Origin of the sequence: Pseudomonas fluorescens, from assembly GCF_902497775.2 — a bacterium.
Classification (GTDB): Bacteria; Pseudomonadota; Gammaproteobacteria; order Pseudomonadales; family Pseudomonadaceae; genus Aquipseudomonas; species Aquipseudomonas putida_F.
In genome coordinates, this window is sequence record NZ_OZ024668.1 from 1,247,141 (window position 1) to 1,272,772 (window position 25,632).

The 25,632-nt window shown below is 62.4% G+C and carries 19 protein-coding genes; 8 read left to right on the forward strand and 11 right to left on the reverse strand.

What is annotated here, in order from left to right; genetic code table 11:
• Positions 1-205 precede the first annotated feature (205 nt).
• Together rlmKL and F8N82_RS05890 are read left to right on the forward strand one after the other, a co-directional pair.
• The gene (gene rlmKL / locus F8N82_RS05885; RefSeq protein ID WP_038994285.1) at positions 206-2,404 is read left to right on the forward strand and encodes a bifunctional 23S rRNA (guanine(2069)-N(7))-methyltransferase RlmK/23S rRNA (guanine(2445)-N(2))-methyltransferase RlmL; all 2,199 of its coding nucleotides are present in this window, start codon (positions 206-208) and stop codon (positions 2,402-2,404) included.
• 102 nt (positions 2,405-2,506) lie between these two features.
• Complete coding sequence (locus tag F8N82_RS05890; RefSeq protein WP_038994286.1) at positions 2,507-4,900, forward strand: sensor domain-containing diguanylate cyclase; 2,394 nt, start codon at positions 2,507-2,509, stop codon at positions 4,898-4,900.
• A 7-nt stretch (positions 4,901-4,907) separates the two neighbouring features.
• On the opposite strand, the gene dacB is transcribed toward F8N82_RS05890, so the two are convergent.
• Positions 4,908-6,371, reverse strand: a complete 1,464-nt coding sequence (gene dacB / locus F8N82_RS05895) for a D-alanyl-D-alanine carboxypeptidase/D-alanyl-D-alanine endopeptidase (protein ID WP_038994287.1) — start codon at positions 6,369-6,371, stop codon at positions 4,908-4,910.
• Between the two features lie 214 nt (positions 6,372-6,585).
• Here dacB and F8N82_RS05900 point away from each other — a divergent pair, with 214 nt between their 5' ends.
• The gene (locus F8N82_RS05900) at positions 6,586-6,930 is read left to right on the forward strand and encodes a YggL family protein (RefSeq protein ID WP_038994288.1); all 345 of its coding nucleotides are present in this window, start codon (positions 6,586-6,588) and stop codon (positions 6,928-6,930) included.
• 57 nt (positions 6,931-6,987) lie between these two features.
• On the opposite strand, the gene F8N82_RS05905 is transcribed toward F8N82_RS05900, so the two are convergent.
• From F8N82_RS05905 to F8N82_RS05930, 6 genes are all read right to left on the reverse strand, one after another.
• A complete protein-coding gene (locus tag F8N82_RS05905) occupies positions 6,988-10,638 on the reverse strand; it encodes a transporter substrate-binding domain-containing protein (protein ID WP_038994289.1) in 3,651 nt (1,216 codons plus the stop codon).
• Positions 10,639-10,646: 8 nt separating this feature from the next.
• The gene (locus F8N82_RS05910; protein WP_038994290.1) at positions 10,647-11,279 is read right to left on the reverse strand and encodes a response regulator transcription factor; all 633 of its coding nucleotides are present in this window, start codon (positions 11,277-11,279) and stop codon (positions 10,647-10,649) included.
• A gap of 285 nt (positions 11,280-11,564) precedes the next feature.
• A complete protein-coding gene (locus F8N82_RS05915) occupies positions 11,565-12,896 on the reverse strand; it encodes a deoxyguanosinetriphosphate triphosphohydrolase (RefSeq protein ID WP_038999243.1) in 1,332 nt (443 codons plus the stop codon).
• A 347-nt stretch (positions 12,897-13,243) separates the two neighbouring features.
• Positions 13,244-13,576, reverse strand: coding sequence for a hypothetical protein (locus F8N82_RS05920; protein WP_038994291.1), 333 nt, complete (start codon positions 13,574-13,576; stop codon positions 13,244-13,246).
• Positions 13,573-13,950 (reverse strand): phage holin family protein, encoded by a 378-nt coding sequence (locus F8N82_RS05925; protein ID WP_038994292.1) that lies wholly within the window; start codon positions 13,948-13,950, stop codon positions 13,573-13,575. The genes F8N82_RS05920 and F8N82_RS05925 overlap by 4 nt, the downstream gene beginning before the upstream one ends.
• A gap of 9 nt (positions 13,951-13,959) precedes the next feature.
• Positions 13,960-14,274, reverse strand: coding sequence for a DUF883 family protein (locus F8N82_RS05930; protein WP_038994293.1), 315 nt, complete (start codon positions 14,272-14,274; stop codon positions 13,960-13,962).
• 300 nt (positions 14,275-14,574) lie between these two features.
• Here F8N82_RS05930 and F8N82_RS05935 point away from each other — a divergent pair, with 300 nt between their 5' ends.
• On the forward strand, positions 14,575-15,783 hold the full coding sequence (locus tag F8N82_RS05935; RefSeq protein ID WP_038994294.1) for an ammonium transporter: 1,209 nt from the start codon (positions 14,575-14,577) through the stop codon (positions 15,781-15,783).
• Between the two features lie 5 nt (positions 15,784-15,788).
• On the opposite strand, the gene F8N82_RS05940 is transcribed toward F8N82_RS05935, so the two are convergent.
• On the reverse strand, positions 15,789-17,747 hold the full coding sequence (locus F8N82_RS05940; protein WP_038994295.1) for a monovalent cation:proton antiporter family protein: 1,959 nt from the start codon (positions 17,745-17,747) through the stop codon (positions 15,789-15,791).
• A gap of 178 nt (positions 17,748-17,925) precedes the next feature.
• Here F8N82_RS05940 and F8N82_RS05945 point away from each other — a divergent pair, with 178 nt between their 5' ends.
• The 4 genes from F8N82_RS05945 to F8N82_RS05960 all read left to right on the forward strand — a co-directional run bounded on the left by F8N82_RS05945 (position 17,926) and on the right by F8N82_RS05960 (position 20,031).
• Complete coding sequence (locus tag F8N82_RS05945; RefSeq protein ID WP_038994296.1) at positions 17,926-18,162, forward strand: glutaredoxin family protein; 237 nt, start codon at positions 17,926-17,928, stop codon at positions 18,160-18,162.
• A gap of 95 nt (positions 18,163-18,257) precedes the next feature.
• Positions 18,258-18,689 carry a D-Ala-D-Ala carboxypeptidase family metallohydrolase gene (locus tag F8N82_RS05950; protein WP_038994297.1) on the forward strand — a complete coding sequence of 144 codons (432 nt, stop codon included), beginning with the start codon at positions 18,258-18,260 and terminating at the stop codon, positions 18,687-18,689.
• A 92-nt stretch (positions 18,690-18,781) separates the two neighbouring features.
• Positions 18,782-19,093, forward strand: coding sequence for a hypothetical protein (locus F8N82_RS05955; protein WP_038994298.1), 312 nt, complete (start codon positions 18,782-18,784; stop codon positions 19,091-19,093).
• A gap of 50 nt (positions 19,094-19,143) precedes the next feature.
• Positions 19,144-20,031: a pseudouridine synthase gene (locus F8N82_RS05960; RefSeq protein WP_038994299.1), complete on the forward strand. Its 888-nt coding sequence runs from the start codon at positions 19,144-19,146 to the stop codon at positions 20,029-20,031.
• Between the two features lie 42 nt (positions 20,032-20,073).
• On the opposite strand, the gene F8N82_RS05965 is transcribed toward F8N82_RS05960, so the two are convergent.
• The 3 genes from F8N82_RS05965 to acnA form a co-directional block, all read right to left on the reverse strand.
• Positions 20,074-21,639 (reverse strand): methyl-accepting chemotaxis protein, encoded by a 1,566-nt coding sequence (locus F8N82_RS05965; protein WP_038994300.1) that lies wholly within the window; start codon positions 21,637-21,639, stop codon positions 20,074-20,076.
• Between the two features lie 190 nt (positions 21,640-21,829).
• On the reverse strand, positions 21,830-22,606 hold the full coding sequence (locus F8N82_RS05970; RefSeq protein WP_038994301.1) for a CPBP family intramembrane glutamic endopeptidase: 777 nt from the start codon (positions 22,604-22,606) through the stop codon (positions 21,830-21,832).
• A 152-nt stretch (positions 22,607-22,758) separates the two neighbouring features.
• A complete protein-coding gene (acnA, locus tag F8N82_RS05975) occupies positions 22,759-25,500 on the reverse strand; it encodes an aconitate hydratase AcnA (RefSeq protein WP_038994302.1) in 2,742 nt (913 codons plus the stop codon).
• Between the last annotated feature and the right edge of the window lie 132 nt (positions 25,501-25,632).

The following is a 25,632-nucleotide window of genomic DNA, read 5'->3' on the forward strand; positions in this document are numbered from 1 at the left end:
AGGGTCATTTTTCCCGGTTTTTTGCCTGAATTTTTCATTCTGCCCGGCAATCAAAGACTTTTCAGCCCTTGGCAAAAGTCGGATTGGCGGGCGGCCCGGCGCTAAAAAGAGCGCCACTCGAGCGCTGTGGAAAGGCGTTCGATTAAACATCGGAAGGGCGATGCGCTTGCCTTTCCACTTTATTGCTCAAGGCTCTGGATACCCCATGTCGGACCGTTTCGAACTTTACCTCACCTGTCCCAAAGGCCTTGAAGGCCTGCTTGCCGAAGAGGCCCGCGGCCTCGGCCTTGAAGAGGTGCGCGAGCACACTTCGGCGATTCGCGGCACGGCCGACATGGAAACCGCCTACCGGCTGTGCCTGTGGTCGCGCCTGGGCAACCGCGTGCTGCTGGTGCTCAAGCGCTTCAACATGAAGAATGCCGACGACCTCTACGACGGCGTCAACGACGTCGAGTGGCAGGATCACCTGGAGGCCAGCGGCTCGCTGGCAGTGGAGTTCAGCGGCCACGGCTCGGGTATCGACAACACCCATTTCGGTGCCTTGAAGGTCAAGGACGCGATCGTCGACAAACTGCGTACCAGCAGCGGCGAGCGCCCGTCGGTGGACAAGCTCAACCCCGACCTGCGCGTGCACCTGCGCCTGGAGCGCGGTGAGGCGATCCTGTCCCTGGACCTGTCCGGCCACAGCCTGCACCAGCGCGGTTACCGCCTGCAGCAAGGCGCCGCGCCACTGAAGGAAAACCTCGCGGCGGCGATTTTGATCCGTGCCGGCTGGCCACGCATTGCTGCCGAAGGCGGCGCCCTGGCCGACCCGATGTGCGGTGTGGGGACCTTCCTGGTCGAAGCGGCAATGATCGCCGCCGATATCGCGCCGAACCTGCGCCGCGAGCGTTGGGGGTTCAGCGCCTGGCTTGGCCACGTGCCAGCACTGTGGCGCAAACTTCATGACGAGGCCCTGGCCCGCGCCGAAGCCGGTCTTGCCCGCCCGCCGCTGTGGATTCGTGGCTATGAAGCCGACCCGCGGCTGATCCAGCCGGGCCGTAACAACGTCGAGCGCGCCGGCCTGAGCGACTGGGTGAAGATCTACCAGGGTGAAGTCGGTAGTTTCGAGCCGCGCCCGGACCAGAACCAGAAAGGCCTGGTGATCTGCAACCCGCCGTATGGCGAGCGCCTGGGCGACGAAGCGAGCCTGCTGTACCTCTACCAGAACCTCGGCGAGCGCCTGCGTCAGGCTTGCCTGAACTGGGAAGCGGCGGTGTTCACTGGCGCGCCGGACCTGGGCAAGCGCATGGGTATCCGCAGCCACAAGCAATACGCCTTCTGGAACGGCGCGCTACCGTGCAAGCTGCTGCTGATCAAGGTCCAGCCGGACCAGTTCGTTACCGGCGAACGTCGTCAGCCAGAGCGCAATGGCGAAGCTGCCGAGCAGCGTACGCCGGCCGCTGTGGCCAGCGAGCCGGCGCGCTTGAGCGAAGGCGGGCAGATGTTCGCCAACCGCCTGCAGAAAAACCTCAAGCAACTGGGCAAGTGGGCCAAGCGCGAGAACGTTAGCTGCTACCGCCTGTACGATGCCGACATGCCCGAGTACGCCCTGGCCATCGACCTGTACCAGGACTGGGTGCACGTGCAGGAATATGCCGCGCCACGCTCGATCGACCCGGAAAAAGCCCAGGCGCGCCTGTTCGATGCCCTGGCTGCGATTCCCCTGGCCCTGGGCATCGACCAGAGCCGGGTGGTGGTCAAACGCCGTGAGCGTCAGAGCGGCACCCGCCAGTATGAGCGCCAGAGCACCCAGGGCCAGTTCCTGGAAGTTCAGGAAGGCGGCGTCAAATTGCTGGTCAACCTCACCGACTACCTGGACACCGGGCTGTTCCTCGACCACCGTCCGATGCGCATGCGTATTCAGCGCGAGGCGGCCGGCAAGCGCTTCCTCAACCTGTTCTGCTACACCGCCACCGCCAGTGTGCATGCGGCCAAGGGTGGCGCGCGCAGCACCACCAGCGTTGACCTGTCCAAAACCTACCTGGACTGGGCTCGGCGCAACCTGTCGCTCAATGGTTTCTCGGACAAGAACCGCCTGGAGCAGGGTGATGTCATGGCCTGGCTGCAGGCCTGCCGCGAGGAGTACGAGCTGATCTTCATCGATCCGCCGACCTTCTCCAACTCCAAGCGCATGGAAGGGGTATTCGACGTGCAGCGCGATCATGTCGAGTTGCTCGACCTGGCCGTGGCGCGCCTGGCGCCGGGGGGTGTGCTGTACTTCTCGAACAACTTCCGCAAGTTCCAGCTTGACGAAAACCTGGCTGAACGCTACGCGGTGGAAGAGATCAGTGCCCAGACCCTGGACCCGGATTTTTCCCGCAACAGCAAGATTCACCGGGCCTGGAAAATTCAGGCGCGCTGATCGGCTGATTGTCGCGGGCGATGATTGCTACGTTAATGGCTAATGGCTATAACTCAATCAGAGCCCGCGATCCGCTGGACGCTGGCGTTTTGAGTGCTTTCTATGTCGATGCACGCCGCTCGTCCGAAAATGCTCGGCTTTGTCAGCGAAGAAGTTTCCGCCTGGCTGGTGGCCGGTGTGGCGTTTGTGGCCGGCAGCCTGTTGACAGCGCTGCTGGCACTGGCGACCCATGACCTGTACCGCCAGCAACTGCGGCAACGTTTCGAGCTGCTTGCCAGTGAGCGTTACAGCCGTATCGAAGAACGCTTCGAGGATCAGGTGCAGCGTCTGGACGGCCTGCGCCGCTTCTTCGTGTTCTCCACAAGCGTTACCCTCGCCGAGTTCAACGGTTATGCCCAGCCTTTGCTGTACCGCACCCAGACCTATGCCTGGGCGCCGCGAGTGGCGGGCGAGGAGCGTGAAGCCTTCGAACAGCGCGCGTCGCATACCCTCGAGCAACCCTTTGCAATCCACGAACTCAATGACGCCGGCAGCCTGCAGGTTGCAGGGCCTCGAGCGCTTTACTACCCGGTCTTCTACACCCAGGCGCTAAGCCGCCAGGCTCAGCCGTTAGGCCTGGATATGCTCTCACAGCCGCTGCGCCAGGCGACCCTCGATCGCGCCCAGCAACCAGGGAGCATGGCCGTTTCGACGCCCCTTAACCTGACCAATGTCGACCCGGCCTATGCTCGGGGGGTGTTGATGGTCGCTCCGGTATTCGCGCCGGGCAACGTTGCGACGTCTCCGGATGGCTACGTACTGGCAGTCATCAGCCTGCAGCAGCTGATGGCCGAAGGCCTGCCCAGCCCGAGCCAGGACAACCTGGTGGTGCGCATTCTCGACCTGTCCGGGCAGGGCGAGCACGAGGTGCTGTTCCAGTCCGGTAATCAAGGCGCTGACACCGATCTGACCGCAAGCCATCTGTTGCGCCTGGCCGATCATGACTATCAACTGGATATCCAGCCCAGCCTTGCGTTCATGGAGGCCAACCGTTCGTCGGCGGTCAATGCCGTGGTACTGCTCGGCGGCTTGCTCAGCCTGTTGCTCAGCGCCTTGTTGTTCAGCTTGTTCGGCCAGCGCCAGCGGGCCCTGACCCTGGTCGAACAGCGCACCGCCGAACTGCGCGTCAGCGAGCAATCGCTGCGCGATACCCACAACCAGTTGCGCAGCGTGCTCGATGCCGCCACCCAGGTGGCGATCATTGCCACCAGCCTGCGCGGGGTGATCAGTACCTTCAATGCCGGCGCCGAACGCTTGCTCGGCTATCACAGCGCTGAAGTCATCGGTCGCCTGACCCTGGAGGACATGGTGTCACCCCAGGAACTGCAAGCCCGCGCCCGGGCCCTGAGCCAGCGTTATGGCCGCGAGGTCAGCCCGGCCCAGGCGATGTTTGCCGAGACGGTCCAGGAGGGCGACAGCGAGCCCGGCGAGTGGACTCTGTTGCGCAAGGATGGCAGCCACCTGCTGGCCAACATGATGGTCACCGCGGTGCTCGACGAGCACGGTCTGTGGGTCGGTCACCTGGCTATTTGTATCGACGTCACCGAGCGCAAGCGCGTGCACGAGGCCCTGGCAGCCCGTGACCGTCTGCTGGAAAAGCTCAGCGCCGAGGTGCCCGGCGGCATTTACCAGTTCCGTCTCGACCCGGACGGCAGCTCCTGCTTCAGTTACGCCAGCGAGGGCTTGCGCGATATCTACGAGATCGACCCGCAGCGCCTGCGCGAAGACGCCACGGCCGTGTTCGAGCGCATTCACCCCGACGACCTGGCGCGGGTGCGCGCGTCGATCCGTTACTCCGCCGATCACCTGACGCCCTGGCGCGAAGAATACCGGGTACTGCTGCCGGTGGCCGGGACGCGCTGGATCCGCGGCGAGGCGACGCCGGAACCGGCCGAGCAGGGCGGCACCCTGTGGCATGGTTACCTGACGGACATCTCTGATCTGAAGCGGGTGGAGGAGGAGTTGCGCGCATTGTCGGTGACCGACTCGCTGACCGGCATCCACAACCGCCGCTACTTTCAGGAGCGCCTGAAAGCGGAACTGGAGCGGGCCCAGCGCGATAATCAGGACCTGGCGGTGATCATGCTGGATATCGATCACTTCAAGCGCATCAACGATCTGCATGGCCACGCCGTGGGTGACCATGTGCTGCGTAGCCTGTGCCAGCGCATCAATCACCGCCTGCGCCGCACCGATGTGTTCTGCCGCCTGGGTGGCGAGGAGTTCATGGTTCTGTGCCCGGGCAGCAATGGCGAGCAGGCCTACACCCTGGCCATGGAGCTCTGGCAGGGCCTGCGCAGCGTGCCGGTGGATGGGGTCGGCATGGTCACGGCAAGTTTCGGCGTGGCCGGCTGGCGCCCCGGGGAGGGCGCCGATGCCTTGCTGCTACGCGCCGACTCGGGGGTTTACGCGGCCAAGCAGGCTGGCCGCGACCGGGTCGAGGGCGAACTGCCCTGAGCCAGGCTCAGGGCTGGACGGCAGCGGTGCTGTTGACCAGCTTTGGCTGGCGGTACAGGTCCAGCAGGACCTGATCGAGCACGGCCGAAGCACCCCAGGGTTTCGGATCGTTGAGGATCGCGGCGACCGCCCAGGTGTTGCCGTTGCTGTCACGGCTGAAGCCGGCAATGGCCCGTACGGTGTTCAGGGTGCCGGTCTTGATGTGTGCTTCACCGGTCATGGCGGTGCGCTTGAGGCGCTTGCGCATGGTGCCGTCCATGCCCACCAGCGGCATCGAGCTGATGAACTCGGCGGCATACGGGCTGTTCCAGGCCGCTTGCAGCAGCGCCGCCATTTCCCGGGTGCTGACCCGCTCGGCGCGGGACAGGCCCGAGCCGTTTTCCATGATCAGGTGTGGCGCGGTGATGCCTTTTTTCGCCAGCCACTGGCGCACCACGCGCTGGGCGGCGCGGGCGTCGTCGCCATCGGCGTCAGTGCGAAACTGCGCGCCCAGGCTCAGGAACAGCTGCTGGGCCATGGTGTTGTTACTGTATTTGTTGATGTCGCGGATGATCTCCACCAGGTCCGGGGAGTAGGCGCGGGCCAGCAGTCGGGCGCTTTTTGGCACGTTGTCGACCCGGTCGCGGCCCTGGATGCTGCCACCCAGCTCGTTCCAGATGGCGCGCACGGCACCGGCGGCGTAAGTCGGGTGATCGAGCAGCGACAGGTAGGTCTGCGAGTTGCAGCCATCGCCCAGCTGGCCGCTGACCACGACGCTGACGCCGTCGGCCTGTACCACCGGGTTGTAGCGTACGTCGCCGCTGCACTGCTTGGAGTTGACCGCCTTGACCTGGTTGTCGATACGGATGTTGGCAATCGGCGGCTCGACCGACACCAGGACCTTGCCGCCGTCGTTGCGGGCGACGAAGCGCAGGGCCTTGAGGTTGATCAGCAGCGAGTCGGGCTTGACCAGGAAGGGTTTGTTTTCGTCGCCGCCATCATCATTGAACTGCGGCAGTTGCGGCTGGACGAAATGGCTGCGATCGAGCACCAGGTCACCGCTGATGGTCTGTACGCCATTGGCGCGCAGGTCGCGCATCAGCAGCCAGAGCTTTTCCATGTTCAGTTTCGGGTCGCCACCGCCCTTGAGGTACAGGTTGCCCTGCAACACGCCATTGCGCAGCGGGCCGTCGCTGTAGAACTCGGTTTTCCACTGGTGGGTGGGGCCGAGCATTTCCAGCGCGGCGTAGGTGGTGACCAGCTTCATGGTCGAGGCCGGGTTGACCGAGACATCGGCATTGAACACGGTCGGCGTGCCCGGGCCGTTGAGCGGCAGCATGACCAGCGACAGGGCCGAGTCCTGCAGTTTGTTGGTTTTAAGCGCCTGCTGCACTTTCGGTGACAGCGTGGTGTTGACCGCGGCCGCGTGGCTGGAGAGCGCCAGTGGCATCAGCAGGCCGGCAAGCAGAAGAGGGCGAAGAGATCTGATCATGTGCAATAAAACCCTGCGAGCGAGGGGTGAAAAAAACGGAGCGAAAAAAGGTGAAGGCCCCGATACGGAAAAATATAGCGCGCATTATGCCCCAAGCAGATCGCCCATGGGCCTGCGAATACAGGATCAAACAACAGCTTATCGGCTTTTATTCCGGCAATCGTGCGGTGAAACTGGTAAAGTGCCGCGCGTTAATACTCAAGAGGATTGTTTCATGGCCACTAACCGTTCCCGCCGTCTGCGCAAAAAACTCTGCGTGGATGAATTCCAGGAGCTGGGTTTTGAGCTGAACCTGGAATTCAAGGAAGATTTGTCCGACGAAGCCATTGACGCCTTCCTTGATGCGTTCCTGGACGACGCCATGGATGCCAATGGTCTGGACTATGTTGGCGGCGACGACTTCGGTCTGGTCTGCAGCGCCAAGCGTGGCTCGGTCACCGAAGAGCAGCGTGCAACTGTTGAAGGCTGGCTCAAAGGCCGCGCCGAGCTGACCAAGATCGAAGTCAGCCCGCTGCTGGACGCCTGGTATCCGGAAAAGCCGGTTAATTCGGCTTCCTGATCCTGCTGAAACGGCGGCCCCAGTGGCCGCCGTTTTCGTTTCTGCCCCACCGTCCGCTCAGGTTTTTTCACCCGATGCTTGGGCGGGTTGTTCTTGCAAGTACCCCTGCAGCGCGTTTTCAAGCGCGCTCAAGACGCTCAGCAGCTGCTGCTGGCGATGCTCCAGCACCGATGCTGCCTGGTTACTCTGGCAATCGGCTTCCAGTCGCTCACAGGCCCGAATCAAGCTGTCGGCTTGAATGATGCGTGCCGGCCCCAGAATCTTGTGGGCCTGATTCATCAGTTGCGTTGTGTCGCCCAGCGCATCGATGGCCTCGAGTGAGGCACGGTCGCGTTTGAAGCTGCGCAGCAGTTCTTCGAGCAGTTGGCGCAAATCACTCATGTTTTTGCCGACCACCGGCTCCAGCCCCTGCACGTCGAATGGCAATGGCGCAGGCGCGCTCGGGTGGGCCGCCACCACGGCGGCTTCGGCCAGACGCCGCCCCAGATCACTGAGGCTGATGGGTTTGAGCAGGCAGTCATTCATGCCGACCTGGCGGCAGCGCTCGCGGACCTCCGGCTGGGCGTTGGCGGTGTAGCCAAGGATGGTGCAGGGCGCCCATTGATACTGCTGTTCGTGGTCCCGTGCCGCCTGGGTGAACTGATAGCCATTCAACTGGGGCATGTTGCAGTCGACGATCACCACATCGAATTGGCCGCGGCGCCAGGTGCTCAGGCCACTGAGGCCATTGTCGGCACTTTCGTGCTCAAGCCCCAGGAAGTTCAGTTGCTGGGCAATCAGCAGCAAGTTGGCCGGGTGATCATCGATGACCAGCACGCGCAAGGGCGGCAGTACCGCACAGGGCTCTGGCGTTGCCACGGCTGGCTTGGGGGTTTCTGCCAGCAGGGTCATGGGCATGCTTATGCACACGCGGGTGCCCTGACCGAAAATGCTGTGCAAGGTCAGGTTGCCGCCCATCGACTCACACAGGTCGCGGCTGATCGCCAGGCCCAGGCCGGTGCCGCTGCGGGCCAGGTTGCTGTCCGGATTGGCCTGGGCGAAGGGCAGGAACAGGCGCTGCTGGTCCTGCGGGCTGATACCGATGCCACTGTCCTGTACGGTTACCTTCAAGGTCGGCTGGTCGGGCGTGGGGCCGGGCTCCAGGGCCAGGTGCACGGTGACTTGGCCCTTTTCGGTGAACTTGATCGCGTTGCTGACCAGGTTCGACAGGATCTGTTTGAACCGCAGCGGGTCTAGCAGGACCTCACAGTAGGCCTGCGGGGCAATCTGCAGGCGCAGCAGCAGGTCTTTCTGCCGGGCCACGCCATCGAACACGCGGCCGACCGATTCGACCAGTTCCGCCAGGTTGACCGGCTCCGGCGCCAGGGTCAGGTGGCCGGACTCGATTCGCGCCATGTCGAGGATGTCGCCAATCAAGGCCAGCAGTTCCTTGGCCGATTTGTAGGCAACCTCGATGGCGGGGCGATCGATATGCCCCTGATCCGCCCGTTTGAGCGTGAGTTCGAGCATGCCGATGATGGCATTCATCGGTGTGCGTATCTCGTGGCTGATGGTTGCCAGAAAGACGCTTTTGGCCCGATTGGCATCATCGGCCCGCTGCTTGGCCAGGCGCAGGTCCTGAATCAACTGGCGTCGCTCGCTGATGTCGATCCAGCCACCGATGATGCCCTGGACTTCGCCCAGTGAATTTCGATAAGGCAGGATCCAGTGGTAGATGGTCAGCTCCCGTTCCTTGAGCAACAACGGCCGATCGACGATCAGCGGGATACCTTCGCGCATGACCTTCTGGTAGTCGGCTTGAATCTGGCTGGCATAGCAGCTGTCGCCCAGGGTGCTTTCCTCGATGCTTTTGCCCAGCACATCGCTCAGTTGCGCCTCGACAGCCTCCAGGTAGCTGTCGTTGCAACTTTGTAGCAAGCCGGCGCGATCGCGAACGTACATGGGGTGGGGGGTGCCGTTGAGCAGGGCGCGCATGAATTCGAGCTGGTCGTTCAGGGCCAGTTCGGCAGCCTCGCGCTGTTTGATCTGGCGGCGCATCCAGGCGTTCCAGGCCAGTGACAGCAGCAACAGCAGGCTGGTGCCCAGGATCACCTGGAGAATCAGGCGCTGGTACTTTTGCCAGTAGGCGTCGGTTTCCGTGCTGTAGCCGCGCCAGCGGCTATTGATGATGCCCAGTTCCTCTGGCGCGATGCTCAGCAGCGCCTTGTCGAGGATTGACGCCAGTTCCTGGGCGTTGCGCGCAGTGGCCATGGCAAAGGTGGCCGGTTCGGCGCCCACCGAGGAGCGGATCATCAGGTCGCGTTGGGAAGCCAGGGCGAAGTTGGCATTGATCAACGCAGTGATGGCTGCATCGACATGACCACTGGCCAGCAATGACGTGGAGTAGTAGGTGCTCTCGGTTTCGACCAGTTGAATGCCGGGAAAGCGCTGGCGCAAGTCTTCGTACAAGGGGCTGTCGCGGGTCAGGGCCAGACGCCTACCGTTCATCTGCTCAAGGGAATCGGGTGCATCGGCTCCCTTTTGTGTGATCAGTACGTAGGAGTTTTCCAGGTAAGGGCGACTGATCGCCAGTGTCCCGGCGCGACGAGGGCTGGGTGAAATTGCGGCGATGACATCAGCCTGGTCATGATTGAGGCGGTCGATCATATCGCTGATGCCACTGGCCCGCTGTACTTCAAAGCGCAATCCGGTACGCAGGCGGATCAGCTCCAGCAAGTCGGCGGCAATCCCGCGAAAGTTGCCGGAGCTGTCGAAAAAGGTCAGCGGCGCAGCGGTCTCGTTGACCACCACCCGTACCACCGGGTGGCCGCTCAGCCAGCGCTCTTCACGTTGTGACAACTGCAGCTTGCGGTCGGTCAGCAACACATCGCTGCCGGCACTCCAGCGTTTGAAGATGCTTTCTCGCGTACTGCTGGACACCAGGTCGAGGGTGGCGTTGACCAGCTCCAGCAGGGTCTGATTGTCGTTGTGCACGGCGAAGCTGAAGCCAACGGGCTCGTGCTTGCCGAAGTTGGCCATCTTGACGTTCTGCAAATGGCCCTGGTTGATTAGGTAGTGGGTCGAGATGGTGTCGCCAAGAAACACATCGGCCTGATCGAAAGCGACCGCGTTAAGTGCATTCTGATAGGACGGGTATGACTGAATGGTGGCATCGGGATAATTGGCCAGCACTTCATCCATCGGCAGGTAGTGATAGACCATGCTCAGGCGCAGGCCCGCCAGGCCCATGTCGAGCGGGCGTGGTTCGTTCTCGCGGGTGACCAGCACCGGTTGATCGACAGCATAAGGCTTGGACAGCGCAATGCCTGGGGTCGCGGCCTCGAAGCCGTTGGTGCTGCCCAGCAAGTCGATTTGCCCTTGTACCAGGGCCTTTACCGCGTCCTGGCGAGTGGCAAAACGTTGTACCTGGATCGGCAGACCCAGTGCCGAGCCGATCAACCCGGCAAAATCAGCGGTCAGACCTTCGTAATCACGGCCGCTGGCGGTCATGTCAAAAGGCGGGTAGTCCGGCGCCGAAGTCCCCAGAACCAGTTGGCCCTTGCCTTGAACCCAGGCTTGCTGGGTCGGGGTCAGCGGCAGTTTCGTCGGAAGCGGATCGGCACGGCTGAACAGCGTGAACGGGCTGGAGGCGACTTCGTCAGCCTGAGCGGCCAGGCTCAGGCAGGCCAGCGCGGCGCACAGCAACAGGGACAGGCGTTGCCTAGGCATGAGTGGCCTCAAACCAGTGCATTGCGTTTCGCCATTTCAATCAATTCGACCAGTGAATTGGCTTTGAGTTTTTGCATCAGTCTTTTCTTGTAAGTACTGACGGTCTTGTTGCTGAGAAACATGCCCTGGGCAATTTCCTTGTTGCTGCGACCTTGGGCAAACAGTTGCAGAACCATCAGTTCACGATCGTTGACTTGTTTGAACAGGTCCAGCTCCGATGTCGAATCACTCTGCCGGCCTACGGGGTTGATGGCCTGGCTGGGGAAGTAGTTGTTTCCGCAGAGTATGGCTTTTATCGCACTGAGCAGTTCGCAGAGCTCTTCTGCTTTGCACACATAGCCATCGGCTCCCGAATACATGCAGCGACTGCCGAACAGCGCTGGCGATTGCGCGGTCAGTACCAGGATTTTCATTTTTTTGGGGATGCCCATGGCATGGAAGCGCGATAGCACTTCCAGGCCGTCCAGGCGCGGGATGCTGATGTCGAGGATGATCAAGTCAGGCAGGCACTCGCGAACCATTTGCATGGCGTCTACGCCGTTGTCCGTTTCCCCGACCACTCGATAACCTTCGTTCTCCAGAAGCATGCGCACCGCCAGGCGGATGACCGGGTGATCGTCGACGATGAATACAGAGTACATGTTGAACTTCCATAAAGGTGCCAGAGAGAAGTGGCACCTTAACGCAGATAGAACAGGTCGCACATGAACTAAAGGCGTGTTAATCGATATATAGGAAAAGTCCTACTAGATTTGCAAGCGAAGATTACAGGGGGATCTTTCAAGGGCGGGTGTTGTATGGGTTTAAAGTAAGGCTGGATTGCGAAAGAGTAGCTGTGTTGATAATGGTTCTTTTTGTGTAAGTTATTTCCTACTTATTTCGATGCAAGTGCACTGCCCGATGCTCGGGCAGTGCGTCGCAACAGATCAGACAGGGCTGGAGCGGCCGGTCATTTCACGGGCCATTTCGCTGGCATAGCTGTCGGTCATCCCGGCGATGAAGTCGATCATGCGCAGGAAGGAAGCATGCAGCGAGGTGTCGGGGCTCGGCGCGTTTTTACCCAGCAGGTCGAGGATGCGGCGGCTCTTGAACGAGGGGGTGCGTCCGCCATGCTGTTCCAGGGCAGCGCCACAGAACGAGTTGAGCAGGATTTCCAGAGTGGTGTAGGCGCCTATCTCATGCAGGGTCTTGCGCTTGTCCTGGAAGATTTTCTTGCGCGCAATGTCCTTGGCCTGCAGTACGCAGCGCTTGGCCGGGCCATGCATGTGCTCGACCAGATCGCCGCCGAGGGTACCTGCCAGCAGGGCGTCCTGTTGTTCGACAAAGGCGCGTGCTGCGGCGTTGGTCAGGTGCTCGATGGCCTTGCCGCGCAGGATCGCCAGTTTGCGTCGACGTGAATCGTCGGGGCCTAGCTGGCGATAGGTTTCCGGTAGATCGTCGCCTACCAGGCTCAACAGCAGTGATTCCACCTCGGCATACTCGAGCAGGTCCATCTCCAGGCCGTCTTCGAGGTCAATCAGCGCATAGCAGATGTCATCGGCTGCCTCCATCAGGTACACCAGCGGGTGGCGCGCCCAGCGTTGTTCTTCAATCTGCGGCAGGCCGAGCTTGCGGGCGATCTGTTCAAGCAGGGGCAGTTCGCTCTGATAGCAACCGAATTTGTGTTTCTTGTAACCCAGGGCATCGGCATGGCGTGCAGTCCAGGGGTACTTGAGGTAGGTGCCGAGGGTGGCGTAGGTCAGCCGGGTGCCGCCGTCGAACTGGTGGTACTCGAGTTGGGTGAGCACCCGAAAGCCCTGGGCGTTGCCTTCGAAGTTGAGAAAGTCGGCGCGTTCGGCTTCGCTCATGGCGTCCAGCCAGCCACGTCCGGCGGCTTGCTGGAACCAGTGGCGGATGGCGTCTTCGCCGGAATGGCCGAACGGCGGGTTGCCGATGTCATGGGCCAGGCAAGCTGACTGCACGACCATGCCCAGGTCGCTGGGTTCGCACCATTGCGGCAGGCTGGCGCGCAGGGTTTCGCCGACGCGCATGCCCAGCGAGCGGCCGACGCAGCTGACTTCCAGGGAGTGGGTCAGGCGGGTGTGGATGTGGTCGTTGCTGGACACCGGGTGGACTTGGGTCTTGCGGCCCAGGCGGCGGAAGGCGCCGGAGAAGATGATCCGGTCGTGGTCTTTGTGGAACGGGCTGCGGCCGAGTTCTTCGGGGCTGTGCAGGGGTTTGCCGAGGCGTTCGCGGGTGAGCAGGGTGTGCCAATCCAAGGCCATTTCTCCGGTGCGGGGGGGGCAGGGGGTAGCTTCGTGGTTTGGGTCGGGGGTGCAAGTGTGTTCTTGCGATCTGTGGGCTTATCCATTTGATCGGGTGTACTGGCGGGCCCCTTCCGCCTTTACGGCGGCTTACTTTTTCAGTCGAAAAAAAGTAAGCAAACGTTCCGGTGTCGCTACGGGGCATTGCGAACTACGAGTTGCAAGCAACTCTACGTTTCGCAACTTCGGCTAACGCCGAAGGTGCTGCGCACTAGCCCCTTCGCAACACCTCCACTCGGCCCTTCTGGTTAACGGGGCCGGTGGATCAAGATCAAAAGCACAATTCGCTTCGCTCTTGCTTTTTAACGCTTGCTACCTGTTCCTTGCATGGCCAGCTTCAACAACGGAATCAGGCTGGTGCCCAGGCGCACCAGGCGGCTGACGCTGCCGCTGCGGGCGCCTTTGCCGGTCAGGAAACCCAGCAGCACCACGGCGCCAATGCCCCACAGTGGCGCGTGCTTGATGCCCAGGCCGCCTTGCAGTGAGTCGCCCATGGAGCGCAAACGGGTCAGGGGGTTGAGCAGTTGCCCGGACTCATGGCGAATTTCCTGGCGGTGCATCTCCAGGCGCAGACGCACCAGGGCCTTGCGCAGTTCCCGGCGATTGGTGGTTTGCGGCAGTTCTGGCAGGCTCATGGCAACAGGCGCTCCCGGTCCTTGGCAAGCTCTTCGAGGGTCGAACTGAACGGCGACGATTCATCGAACACCGCCGCTTTCAGGCGCAGGCCACAGAATATTGCTGCCAGCCCGTAGAACACGCACAGGCCGATGATCCCGGCCAGGCGATAACTGTCCCAGAGCATCACCAGCACCAGGCCGGAGAGGGCGGTCAGCAACAGCAAGGCAAAGACCAGGGCCAGTCCGGCGAACAGCAGCAGGCTCAGGGTGCGAGCTTTTTGCTCCTGCAGTTCGATGCCGAACAGTTCGACGTGGCCATGCAACAGGCCCAGTACCGCAGCGCCAAGGCGCTTGCTGGAGGGGCCGGCGCCGGCCAGTGGTTCGCTTTCCATGCTCGGTCCTCAGCGGCGGGTGGCCAACAGGCCGATCAAAAAACCTACGCCGGCGGCAATGCCGATCGACTGCCAGGGGTTGCTCTGCACGTAGTCTTCGGTGGCGGTCAGGGCCGCCTGGCCGCGTTCGCGTACCGAGTCCTGGGTCAGTTGCAGGGTTTCCCGGGCGCGCAGCAGGCTGTCGTGGATCTGCTCGCGCAGGTCGTCGGCCTGATCACCGGCCAGGGTTGCAGTGTGTTCCAGCAGCTTCTCGGTATCGCGTACCAGGGCCTGGAAGTCAGCCATCAATATGTCTTGAGCAGTCTTTGCCGATTTGCTGGCCATGGGGCTCTCCCTAATAGAGTGTGTGGCTATTTCGAGTCGTGGGCGCGGGCGAAGGTTCAAGTGCAATTCACTGGTACAGCTTTTGCTTTGCCGTGGTGCGCCAGGACCGGTGCCTGCGCCGCTTCTGGGCGCGGGCCAATGCCGGACCTGTAAACCTTAACCCAATCCACGACAAACCCAAGGAAAAACTCCCGTACTACCCGGATCGGCCAGGGAGGTGGCCGCCATAACGATCCAGGCTGGTGCACGAGGGAGTGTTTTTGAGCTGTCTTGGTGCTTTTTTGCAGGCCTGCCTACTCCATGGAAAATTTGCAAAGCGCAGTGGACACCCTGGTCCACGGTTCCAACACGCTGTTCATCCTGCTCGGTGCGGTGATGGTCTTGGCCATGCACGCAGGCTTCGCCTTCCTTGAGGTGGGCACGGTGAGGCACAAGAACCAGGTCAATGCCTTGTCGAAGATTCTCAGCGATTTTGCCGTCTCGACCCTGGCGTACTTTTTTATCGGCTACTGGATTTCCTATGGTGTGGTTTTTCTGCAGCCGGCCCAGGTGTTGAGCCAGGAGCATGGCTACAGCCTGGTGAAGTTCTTCTTCCTGCTGACCTTTGCCGCGGCGATTCCGGCGATCATCTCCGGCGGGATCGCCGAGCGGGCGCGCTTTGCCCCGCAATTGTGCGCCACGGTGCTGATCGTTGCCTTCGTCTATCCGTTTTTCGAAGGCATCGTCTGGAATGGCAACTTTGGCCTGCAGGCCTGGCTGGCGGCGCGCTTTGGTGCAGGCTTTCATGACTTCGCCGGCTCCGTGGTGGTGCACGCCATGGGCGGTTGGCTGGCGCTGGCGGCGGTATTGCTGCTGGGGCCGCGCAATGGCCGTTATCGCGACGGCAAGCTGGTGGCCTTTGCGCCGTCGAACATTCCGTTTCTGGCCCTGGGTTCGTGGATTCTGATTGTCGGCTGGTTCGGCTTCAACGTCATGAGCGCGCAAACCCTGCAAGGGGTCAGCGGCCTGGTGGCAGTCAACTCGTTGATGGCCATGGTTGGCGGCACCGTCGCCGCCTTGCTGGTCGGACGCAACGACCCGGGCTTTCTGCACAACGGCCCGCTGGCCGGGCTGGTAGCGGTGTGCGCAGGTTCCGACCTGATGCACCCGGTGGGCGCGCTGGCCACCGGGGCGATTGCCGGGGCTCTGTTTGTCTGGTGCTTTATCGCCGCGCAGAACACCTGGAAGATCGATGACGTCCTGGGTGTATGGCCGCTGCATGGCCTGTGCGGGGTATGGGGCGGGATAGCCTGTGGGATCTTTGGTCAGAGCGCCCTGGGCGGTCTGGGCGGGGTGAGCCTGATCAGCCAGCTGATCGGCAGCCTGGCCGGAGTGCTGGTGGCCTTGCTCGGCGGCTTTGCCGTGTACGGCAGCATCAAGCTGCTGCACGGCCTGCGCCTGAGCCAGGAGCAGGAGTACTACGGCGCCGACCTGTCGATTCACAAGATCGGCGCCACCAGTCAGGACTGAACCGCTCAGCGCCCGGCGAGCAAGCGTGCCTCACAGGCTTCCACGGCGCTCAGCGGGCCGCTGACCAGTACCGCATCGCCAGCGTGCAGGCAGGTGCCGGTGTCCACATTCAGCTCTTCGCCCTGGCGTTGTACCGCCTGCAGTTCAACGCCCAACTGCTCCAGGCCCAGTTCGCTCAAGGGGCGGCCGCAGGCATAGGCTTCGGCGCCGAGGTTGACCGCGTGCATCATTGCCTTGGGCAGGCCCTCGCTGTCGACCGGGCTGGTCTGGGCACCATGGTAGAAGGCATGCAGCAAGCGGTAACGGCTCTTGCGCACTTCATCGACCCGTTGCTGCACCTGCTCTTGCGGCAGGCCGAGCATGACCAGGGCATGGGAGGCCAGCATCAGGCTCGACTCCAGCAGCTCCGGCACCACCGCCGTGGCGCCTGCAGCGCGCAGTTCTTCGCGCTGGCTGTCGTCGCGGGTGCGTACCAGAATCTGCAGGTGGGCATGACGCTCGCGCGCGGCCTTGAGCACGCTCAGGGCAATATCAGTCTTGTCCACGGCGATCACCAGCAACCGCGCCCGCTCAAGGCCGATGGCGCTGAGCAGTTCACCGCGGCGCGAGTCGCCATAGTGCACGCAGCTTTCGCCAGCGGCGGCTTCCTGGACCCGCACCGGGTCGTCATCCAGGGCAATGAAGGGAATATCCTCACGGCGCAGGAAGCGCCCGATTGACTGGCCGACCCGACCATAGCCGCAGATCAGCACGTGGCCGTGCATCGAGGCGCTTTGCGCTTCGATCTCTTCCAGATGAATTTCCTGGTTGGGTTTGCGGTGCAGGCGTGCGGCGATCGCCGGGGCCGCACGTAGCAGCAGGGGGGTGACCAGCATCGAGCAGAAGGTCGCGGCCAGCAGCAGGTTGCCCAGCTCTTCTGGCAGCAGGCGGCTCTGTTGCATCTGCGCCATCAAGGCGAAACAGAACTCACCGCCTTGGGCCAGGGCCAGGCCGCTGCGCCAGGCGGTCTCGGCATCACTGCCGCGCACCCGCACCAAGGCAGCCACCACACAGCCTTTGATCAGCAGCAGGGCGAGGGTCAGGGCGAGGAGCTGCCAGCCATGGGTGGCGAACAGCTGCAGGTCGATGAGCATGCCGATACTGACGAAGAACAGCCCTAGCAGGATGTCGCGGAACGGACGGATATCGGCTTCGATCTGATGCCGGTAGTTGCTTTCACCCAGCAACATGCCGGCAAGGAAGGCGCCCAGGGCCGGGGACAGGCCCAGCAGGTGGGTCAGCCAGGCGGTCAGCAGGACGATCACCAGGGCCAGCAAGACGAACAGCTCAGCCGAGTGCGAGCTGGCCACCTCATGGAACAGGCGCGGCAGCAGCCAGCGGCTGGCCAGCAGCAGGCCGAAGAAGAGGATCACGGTCTTGCCCAGGGTCAGCGGCAAGGCCCAGTACCAGGCTTGGCCGCCCTGTCCGGCAAACACCGGTACCAGGGTCAGCAGCAACACGGCCACCACGTCCTGGAACAGCAGTACGCCGATGGCATTTTGGCCATGACTGCTGAAGATTTCACCGAGGCTGGTCAGCTCCTTGCTGACGATCGCCGTCGACGACAGCGCCAGGCCCGCGCCCAGCATCAACGCCACGTTGGACTGCATACCGAGCAGAACCAGCAGCCCGGCGAGGAGGATGCTGGTGCAGATCACCTGCAGGCTGCCCAGGCCAAACACCACCTTGCGCAAGGCAAGCATTTTCGACAGGGAGAACTCCAGCCCCAGGGAAAACAACAAAAAGACCACGCCCATTTCGGCAAGGTCCGGTAACTCCTCGCTCTCATTGACCCAGTCCAATGCCGTGGGCCCGACGAACAGGCCCACGCACAGGTAGCCGAGAACGGGCGGCAATCTCAGCCGCCGGAACACGGCAATGACGACCAGCGATGAGGCCAGGATGATCAACAGGTTGGCAAACACAAAACACTCCCTTGCGAAAACAGCGAAAAAACCATTAAGTCTGAACGACTTGCGCCATTTAGCCGTTGATGTGCATCAGCACTTCAATGTTATTCGCCGGCTTCAGGGGCGGCGCTCGACTGGCCCCGGTTGCAGACCTAGAATAATGATCCGTTCCTACAAATGCTGGTACCCATAAATGCCTCCTGAATGCCAATTGTTCGGCACCCTGGGCTGTCACCTGTGTGAAGTGGCCGAGGCGCTGCTGATGCCATTTGTCGAGCATGGCCTGTTGGTCGAACTGGTCGATATCGCCGAGCACGAGGGCATGATCGACACCTATGGTCTGCTCATTCCAGTGTTGCGCCGTTGCGATACAGGGGCCGAGTTGCGCTGGCCCTTCGATGCCGAGCAGGTCGTGACGTTCCTGGGTTGATGGTTCGGCCCTGACGGATATCTTTCCCGTCGTGCGCGGCGCTGTGCCGATGTGGACAATCCTTGGCTTCTCTCACCTCGCCAAGGAGCGGCACCATGTACCTGACCGAACACTTCACCCTCGAAGAAATGACCGTCTCGGAGACCGCGGCTCGTCGGGGCATCGATAACCAGCCCGATACCCGCGTCCTGGGCAATCTGCGCTGGTTGTGCGCGACGCTGGAGCAGGTGCGCGAGCTGGTCGGCGCACCGGTGCTGGTCAGCAGCGGCTTTCGCTCGATGGAGCTGAATGAGGAAATTGGCGGTTCCCCCGGCAGTGCGCATACCGAGGGCCTGGCGGTTGACTTCAATGTCCCCGGGCTGACGCCGGCCGCGCTGGCGCAACGGCTGGCAGACAGCGACCTGGTGTTCGACCAGTTGATTCTTGAGTACGACCAATGGGTGCACCTGAGCGTTGCCCGGGGGCAACCGCGCCGTCAATTGCTGACGGTGCGCAAAGGGACTGGCTATCTCCCGGGTCTGGTCTGACAGCAGCAGTCTGATTGACGCAGGCGACATCTCTGAATATGCTGTATATAAATACAGTACAGGGATGGCGCTTGCGTCGAGGGTCCGGATCAATGGTCAATGTCGAACAACTGAAATACTCCGTCAATCGAATGGCTGTCGAGGTCGTGAGTGAAGCGGTACTCGAGTTGCGCCTTGACGGCCTGGTGCTGGAAGGCAAGACGCCGTTCACTAAAGTGCACTTCAACACCTGCTTCGCCGAGATCGAAGCCCTGTTCCAGCGCGCGGGCTACCACCGGCCACTGGATGTGGTCGGTTATCAGGGGTTGTTGTATGCGCTCTACGACCCTAGCCGCTGGGAGGCGGTCGAGGTGCTGCGCTGGCTCAAGGAGTTCACCGAGGCTGCGGCCGCCGAAGCTGGCTGAGCGCACGGGCATGGGGGATAATGGCCGGTCCATCTGTCCTGAGTGTTCCCATGGCCACGCCTCCTTTCGATCCGGCTCAGCATCAAGCCAGTACTGTCTGCCTGCCGCCTGGCAACTGGGCGACAGTCGTCGATTGCCTGAGCGAGCACTTCAAGGCCATCGGCCGCGAGCAGTGGCTCGATCGCATCGCCCGCGGTCGGGTACTCGATGCCCAGGGCGCGCCGATCAGCGCTACGCTTGCCTACCGCCCGGGCTTGCGCATCCATTATTTTCGCGAAGTGCCGAACGAAAAGCCGATTCCGGTCGAAGAAACCATCCTGCACATCGATGAGCACCTGGTGGTGGCCGATAAGCCGCATTTCCTGCCGGTCACCCCAACGGGCGAGTATGTCGAACAGACTTTGCTGCGCCGGTTGATCCGCCGTCTCGACAACCCCAACCTGGTGCCCTTGCACCGTATCGACCGGCACACTGCCGGGCTGGTGCTGTTCTCGGCCAACCCCCAGAGCCGCTCGGCCTACCAGTCGTTGTTCCCCAACCGGCAGATCGACAAGCGCTACCAGGCTATCGCCCGCGCCTTGCCCGAGCGTGAGTTTCCACTGGTGCACAAGAGCCGTCTGGTCAACGGCGAGCCGTTCTTTCGCATGCAGGAAGTGGAGGGGGTGAGCAACAGCGAAACCCTGGCCCAGGTGCTGGAGAAAAACGGCGAGCTGTGGCGCTACGGGCTCTCGCCGGTAACCGGCAAGACACACCAGTTGCGCGTGCACATGACTGCCCTGGGTGCGAGTATCTGCAACGATCCGTTCTATCCGAATATCGTCCAGGGGCCGGACGACTACAGCAAGCCTTTGAAACTGCTGGCGCAAAGCCTTCGTTTCAAGGACCCGTTGAACGCTGAAGAACGTTATTTCGAAAGCCGGCTGACGCTCGACTGGTAAGGCGGGAAACTGCGCACCACCAGGGGCGATGCGCAGTTTGGCTTAGCGGTTGAAGCGCTCCACCAGCGAGTACTGGCTGGTGGCGGTGCGGGTCAGCTCTTCGCTGAGCAGCGCCGAATGCTGGGCCTGTTCCGAGGTCTGGTCGGCCAATTGGGCGATGGTGCTGATATTGCGGCTGATTTCGTCGGCAACCGCAGTCTGCTCTTCGGTAGCGGCGGCAATCTGCGTAGCCATGTCGGTGATGTTGGCCACCGCTTCACTGATACCCACCAATGCCTGGTCTGCTTCCATCACCCGCGCCACGCCTTCTTCTGCCTGGCGATGGCCGCTTTCCATGGTCTGCACGGCGCTGTTGGCGGTTTGTTGCAGCTTGGCGATCAGGCCGTGGATCTGCCCGGTGGACTCAGCAGTGCGTTGCGCCAGCTGGCGCACCTCGTCGGCCACCACGGCAAAGCCGCGACCCATCTCACCGGCCCGGGCCGCTTCGATGGCCGCGTTCAGGGCCAGCAGGTTGGTCTGGTCGGCAATGCCCTTGATCACATCGACCACCCCGCCGATTTCGTCGCTGTCGCGGGCCAGCTGGGTCACGGTCAGGCCGGTTTCGCCGACGGCAGCCGACAGGCGCTGGATGGCTTCGCGGGTTTCCCCGGCGATGTCACGGCCGCGCCCGGTCAGGCGATTGGCTTCCTGGGTGGCATCGGCGGTGCGCTGTACGTGGTTGGCCACTTCCTGGGTGGTGGCGGCCATCTGGTTGACGGCGGCGGCGACCTGTTCGGTCTCGACCCGCTGGCGCTCAAGCCCCGAGGAGCTGTTGTGAGCCAGGGTGTCGGATTGGCGCGCCTGTTCGTTAAGGTGTTCGGCGGTGTCCTGCAGGCGGGTCAGGCAGGTTTTCATCCGCGCGTCCTGGCTGAGCATGGCCATTTCCAGGCGCGCCTGCACGCCGCGGCTGTCGGTGTACATCTGCGCGATCAGCGGGTCGGAGGTGGTCTGTTCGGCCAGGCGCAGCAGGCGCTTGAGGCCGCGTTGCTGCCAGCTCAGACCGAGCAGGCCGAGCGGTACCGAGAGGCCGGCGGCCAGGGCAAAACCCCAGGAGTGGCCGAGCCAGTTGCCGATCAGAAAGCCGATCTGGCTGACGAGAATGAACGGCAACCAGTCCTGCATCACCGGCAGCCACTTGTCGCGGCGCGGGATGGCCGGCTTGCCCTGGTTGATGCGCTGGTACAGTGCTTCGGCGCGGCGGACCTGCTCGGCGGTGGGCTTGACCCGTACCGATTCGAAGCCCACGACCTGATTGTTCTCGAACACCGGCGTGACATAGGCGTTGACCCAGTAATGGTCACCCGATTTGCAGCGGTTCTTGACGATGCCCATCCAGGGCAGGCCTTGCTTGAGCGTAGTCCACATATGCGCAAAAACGGCAGGCGGCACATCCGGGTGACGAACCAGGTTGTGCGGTGCGCGCATCAGCTCCTCGCGAGAGAAGCCGCTGATTTCGACGAAGGCGTCGTTGCAGTAAGTGATAACGCCCTTGGCATCAGTGGTCGAAATCAATCGTTGCTGAGCTGGGAAAGTCCGTTCGCGCTGGGTAATCGGCTGGTTGTTACGCATTAGCTGTTCAATCCGCAAGGCTTTCGAGAGGTATCGGCACGCCGGGGGTTTTGTTGAATGAATATTTGCAGGGCTTGATTTCGATCAAGGAGTCCTGATCTGACCTGCGCTAAGTCATTCGTGCAAAATTCAACAAATTAGCTGCATTCTTTCATGTTTTTGACACAAAAGTCAGCTAATGACCGCAAGTTCACAACGGTGCCAGCATTGGGTAACTGAACCCGGCAAAGTGCGCCAGGTTCAGGCCGAAATGGCACAGCACAGCGGCGAAAAGTCCGCCATATCGATAAGCCAGGCCATAGCAGATACCGGCAAGTCCGGCCAGCAGCACCCATTGCCAGCCAGCGCCCAGGTGGGCCAGGCCGAACAACGCGGCGGCCAGCAGCAGCGCCAGGTTCTGGTTCTTCAACAAACGTTGCAGGCCGCCCTGGAGGTAGCCGCGAAACAGCAGCTCTTCGGTCAGGCACACCAGCAGCAGGTTGTTCATGGCCCAGATCCAGGCCTGTTCAGGCCACTTCGGCGCCCAGGCGATCATCCCCAGCAGCCAGGCGCCACCCAGGCATAGTGCGATCACCAGCGGCAGGGTCCAGGCCAGGCTTGCCAGTGGGCGCTTGTTTTTCAAGGCCAGCACCCAGGGGCAAGCCAGCAGCAGCCAGAAGCCAATCAGCGGCTTGTCGAGGTTCAGGTACATGGAAAAGGGCAGGGCGTCGCTGCTAAAGCGCACCTTGTCGATGACCTTGGCGCCGCTGAAGCCTGGCAGCATATGCAGGGCCAGGCCGAAGGCCAGGACCACGAACAGGGCATGGCCGACCAGCTTCTGCCACAGGCTGGCGCGGCGTACCAGCAAGCCGGCGCAAAGCAGGGCAATCAGGCTGGGCAGGGCCAACAGGCCGAGATTGCCTTTGAACAGGGCGAAGATATAACCGAGGCCGAGCAGCGCCAGGCCGATCCATTGCGGAGCAAGCATGAGACATCCTTTGAAAAGCAAAACGTGAACCCTTCGACTGCGCTACTGAGCGCGAGGACACGCCTGTCGGCCATCCTTTGGCCATTACTGCTTATCGTACGTTGTCTGCGGCACAAGGCAAAGGCCCGGTCACCAGGGACCGGGCCGTCACTTCAGGCTGCGATCAATTGCCGCAGCACATAGTGCAGGATACCCCCCGCCTTGAAGTACTCCACTTCATTGAGGGTGTCGATTCGGCACAGCACCTCGATCTGTTCCTGGCGACCATCCTCACGGGTGATTTTCAGGGTCAGGGTCATGTGCGGCTGCACCTGGGCGTGGCTCAGGCCAAGAATGTCGATGCGCTCGCGACCGTCCAGGGCCAGGCTCTTGCGGTTCTGCCCGGTTTTGAATTGCAGTGGCAGCACGCCCATGCCCACCAGGTTGGAGCGGTGGATACGTTCGAAGCTCTCCGCCAGCACCGCCTTGACCCCCAACAGGTTGGTGCCCTTGGCGGCCCAGTCGCGGCTGGAACCGGTGCCGTATTCCTGCCCGGCAATCACTACCAGTGGTGTGTGGTCGGCCTGGTAGCGCATGGCCGCGTCGTAGATCGCCATCTTCTCGCCGGTGGGCACATAGAGGGTATTGCCACCTTCTTCGCCGCCGAGCATTTCGTTGCGGATGCGGATGTTGGCGAAAGTGCCGCGCATCATCACTTCATGGTTGCCACGGCGTGAGCCGTAGGAGTTGAAGTCGCGCGGTTCCACGCCTTTTTCCCGCAGGTAACGTCCGGCCGGGCTGTCGGCCTTGATGTTGCCGGCTGGGGATATGTGGTCAGTGGTCACCGAGTCGCCCAGCAGGGCCAGGACCCGGGCGCCGTGGATATCCTCGATCACCGGCAGCGGCCCGGTAATGTCGTCGAAGAAGGGCGGATGCTGGATGTAGGTGGAATCGTCCTGCCAGACATAAGTGGCCGCCTGCGGTACCTCGATGGCTTGCCACTGGGCGTCGCCGGCGAACACCTCGGCGTACTCCTTGTGGAACATCGCGGTATCGACGCTGGCCACGGCGTCGGCGATTTCCTTCTGGCTGGGCCAGATGTCGCGCAGGTACACCGGTTGGCCATCCTTGCCGATGCCGAGCGGTTCGCGGCTGATGTCGACGCGTACGCTGCCGGCCAGGGCGTAGGCGACCACCAGCGGCGGTGAGGCCAGCCAGTTGGTTTTCACCAGCGGGTGCACGCGACCCTCGAAGTTGCGGTTACCCGACAGTACCGAGGCGACAGTAAGGTCGGCGCTGGTGATGGCTTTCTCGATGGCCTCGTCCAGCGGGCCGGAGTTGCCGATGCAGGTGGTGCAGCCGTAGCCGACCAGGTCGAAGCCCAGGGCATCGAGGTATTGGGTCAGGCCAGCGGCCTTGTAGTAGTCGGTGACCACCTTGGAGCCGGGCGCCAGGGAGCTCTTGACCCAGGGTTTGCGCTGCAGGCCTTTTTCCACCGCTTTTTTTGCCACCAGCCCGGCCGCCATCATCACGCTGGGGTTGGAGGTGTTGGTGCAGGAGGTGATCGCCGCGATCACCACTGCGCCGTTTCTGAGCTGGTATTGCTGGCCTTGGTGTTCATAGCTGACTTCGCCGGCCTGGTCGGCATTGCCCACCGCCACGCCGCCACCGCCTTCGCTTTCCAGGCGGCCTTCTTCCTTGCTCGATGGCTTGAGTTGCAGGCCGACGAAGTCATCGAAGGCCTGGCTGACATTGCCCAGGGCTACGCGGTCTTGCGGGCGCTTGGGCCCGGCCATGCTCGCTTCGACTTCGTTCATGTCCAGCGCCAGGGCGTCGGTGAACACCGGCTCCTGGCCGGGCAGGCGCCACAGGCCCTGGGCTTTGCAGTAGGCCTCGACCAGTTTCACCGTGGCTTGCGGGCGGCCCGACAGGCGCAGGTAATCGAGGGTGATCTGGTCGACCGGGAAGAAGCCGCAGGTAGCGCCGTACTCTGGCGCCATGTTGGCAATGGTGGCGCGGTCCGCCAGGGGCAGGTCGGCCAGGCCGTCGCCGTAGAACTCGACGAATTTGCCGACCACGCCTTTCTTGCGCAGCATCTGCGTCACGGTCAGCACCAGGTCGGTGGCGGTGATGCCTTCGCGCAGCTTGCCGGTCAGCTTGAAGCCAATTACTTCCGGAATCAGCATCGACACTGGCTGGCCGAGCATCGCCGCCTCGGCCTCGATGCCGCCCACGCCCCAGCCCAGCACACCCAGGCCGTTGATCATGGTGGTGTGCGAGTCGGTGCCGACCAGGGTGTCGGGGAAGGCATAGGTGCGCCCGTCTTCTTCACGGGTCCAGACCGTGCGGCCCAGGTACTCGAGGTTGACCTGGTGGCAGATACCGGTGCCCGGCGGTACCACGCTGAAGTTGTCGAAGGCGTTCTGGCCCCAGCGCAGGAAGGCGTAGCGTTCGCCGTTGCGCTGCATTTCGATGTCGACGTTCTGGGCGAAGGCCTGCTGGCTGGCGTAGCGGTCGACCATCACCGAGTGGTCGATGACCAGGTCCACCGGCGACAGCGGGTTGATCCGCTGCGGGTCGCCGCCGGCCTTGGCCATGGCCGCGCGCATGGCGGCGAGGTCGACCACCGCCGGAACGCCGGTGAAGTCCTGCATCAGTACCCGCGCCGGGCGATACTGGATCTCGCGGTCGGAACGCCGCTCCTTGAGCCAGTTGGCCAGTGCCGAGAGGTCGCCGCTGGTGACGGTTTTGCCGTCTTCCCAGCGCAGCAGGTTTTCCAGCAGCACTTTGAGCGACATCGGCAGGCGCTGCAGGTCGCCGAGGCTATGGGCGGCGTCGGGCAGGCTGTAATAGTGGTAGAGACGATCATCGACCGTCAGGGTCTTGAGGGTTTTCAGGCTATCGAGCGAGGGCATTACCAACTCCTTCTGCGCCGGTGAACGGCAATCTTCCCTGCTGTCGCCGGTTCACCGCCTCTGTGACAGTCCGCACGGCACGGACCTGGCTGAACGGTCAGGTTAGCCCTGTTTGGCGGACCTGACCATGTA

Coding starts and splice junctions, on each gene's coding strand:
- F8N82_RS05965 (WP_038994300.1), bottom strand. CDS start 21,639: ATGCGTAACAACCAGCCGATTACCCAGCGCGAACGGACTTTCCCAGCT.
- F8N82_RS05955 (WP_038994298.1), top strand. CDS start 18,782: ATGGTCAATGTCGAACAACTGAAATACTCCGTCAATCGAATGGCTGTC.
- F8N82_RS05930 (WP_038994293.1), bottom strand. CDS start 14,274: ATGGCCAGCAAATCGGCAAAGACTGCTCAAGACATATTGATGGCTGAC.
- F8N82_RS05925 (WP_038994292.1), bottom strand. CDS start 13,950: ATGGAAAGCGAACCACTGGCCGGCGCCGGCCCCTCCAGCAAGCGCCTT.
- F8N82_RS05910 (WP_038994290.1), bottom strand. CDS start 11,279: ATGTACTCTGTATTCATCGTCGACGATCACCCGGTCATCCGCCTGGCG.
- F8N82_RS05970 (WP_038994301.1), bottom strand. CDS start 22,606: ATGCTTGCTCCGCAATGGATCGGCCTGGCGCTGCTCGGCCTCGGTTAT.
- F8N82_RS05900 (WP_038994288.1), top strand. CDS start 6,586: ATGGCCACTAACCGTTCCCGCCGTCTGCGCAAAAAACTCTGCGTGGAT.
- dacB (WP_038994287.1), bottom strand. CDS start 6,371: ATGATCAGATCTCTTCGCCCTCTTCTGCTTGCCGGCCTGCTGATGCCA.
- F8N82_RS05905 (WP_038994289.1), bottom strand. CDS start 10,638: ATGCCTAGGCAACGCCTGTCCCTGTTGCTGTGCGCCGCGCTGGCCTGC.
- F8N82_RS05950 (WP_038994297.1), top strand. CDS start 18,258: ATGTACCTGACCGAACACTTCACCCTCGAAGAAATGACCGTCTCGGAG.
- acnA (WP_038994302.1), bottom strand. CDS start 25,500: ATGCCCTCGCTCGATAGCCTGAAAACCCTCAAGACCCTGACGGTCGAT.
- F8N82_RS05960 (WP_038994299.1), top strand. CDS start 19,144: ATGGCCACGCCTCCTTTCGATCCGGCTCAGCATCAAGCCAGTACTGTC.
- F8N82_RS05920 (WP_038994291.1), bottom strand. CDS start 13,576: ATGAGCCTGCCAGAACTGCCGCAAACCACCAATCGCCGGGAACTGCGC.
- F8N82_RS05935 (WP_038994294.1), top strand. CDS start 14,575: ATGGAAAATTTGCAAAGCGCAGTGGACACCCTGGTCCACGGTTCCAAC.
- F8N82_RS05890 (WP_038994286.1), top strand. CDS start 2,507: ATGTCGATGCACGCCGCTCGTCCGAAAATGCTCGGCTTTGTCAGCGAA.
- F8N82_RS05945 (WP_038994296.1), top strand. CDS start 17,926: ATGCCTCCTGAATGCCAATTGTTCGGCACCCTGGGCTGTCACCTGTGT.
- rlmKL (WP_038994285.1), top strand. CDS start 206: ATGTCGGACCGTTTCGAACTTTACCTCACCTGTCCCAAAGGCCTTGAA.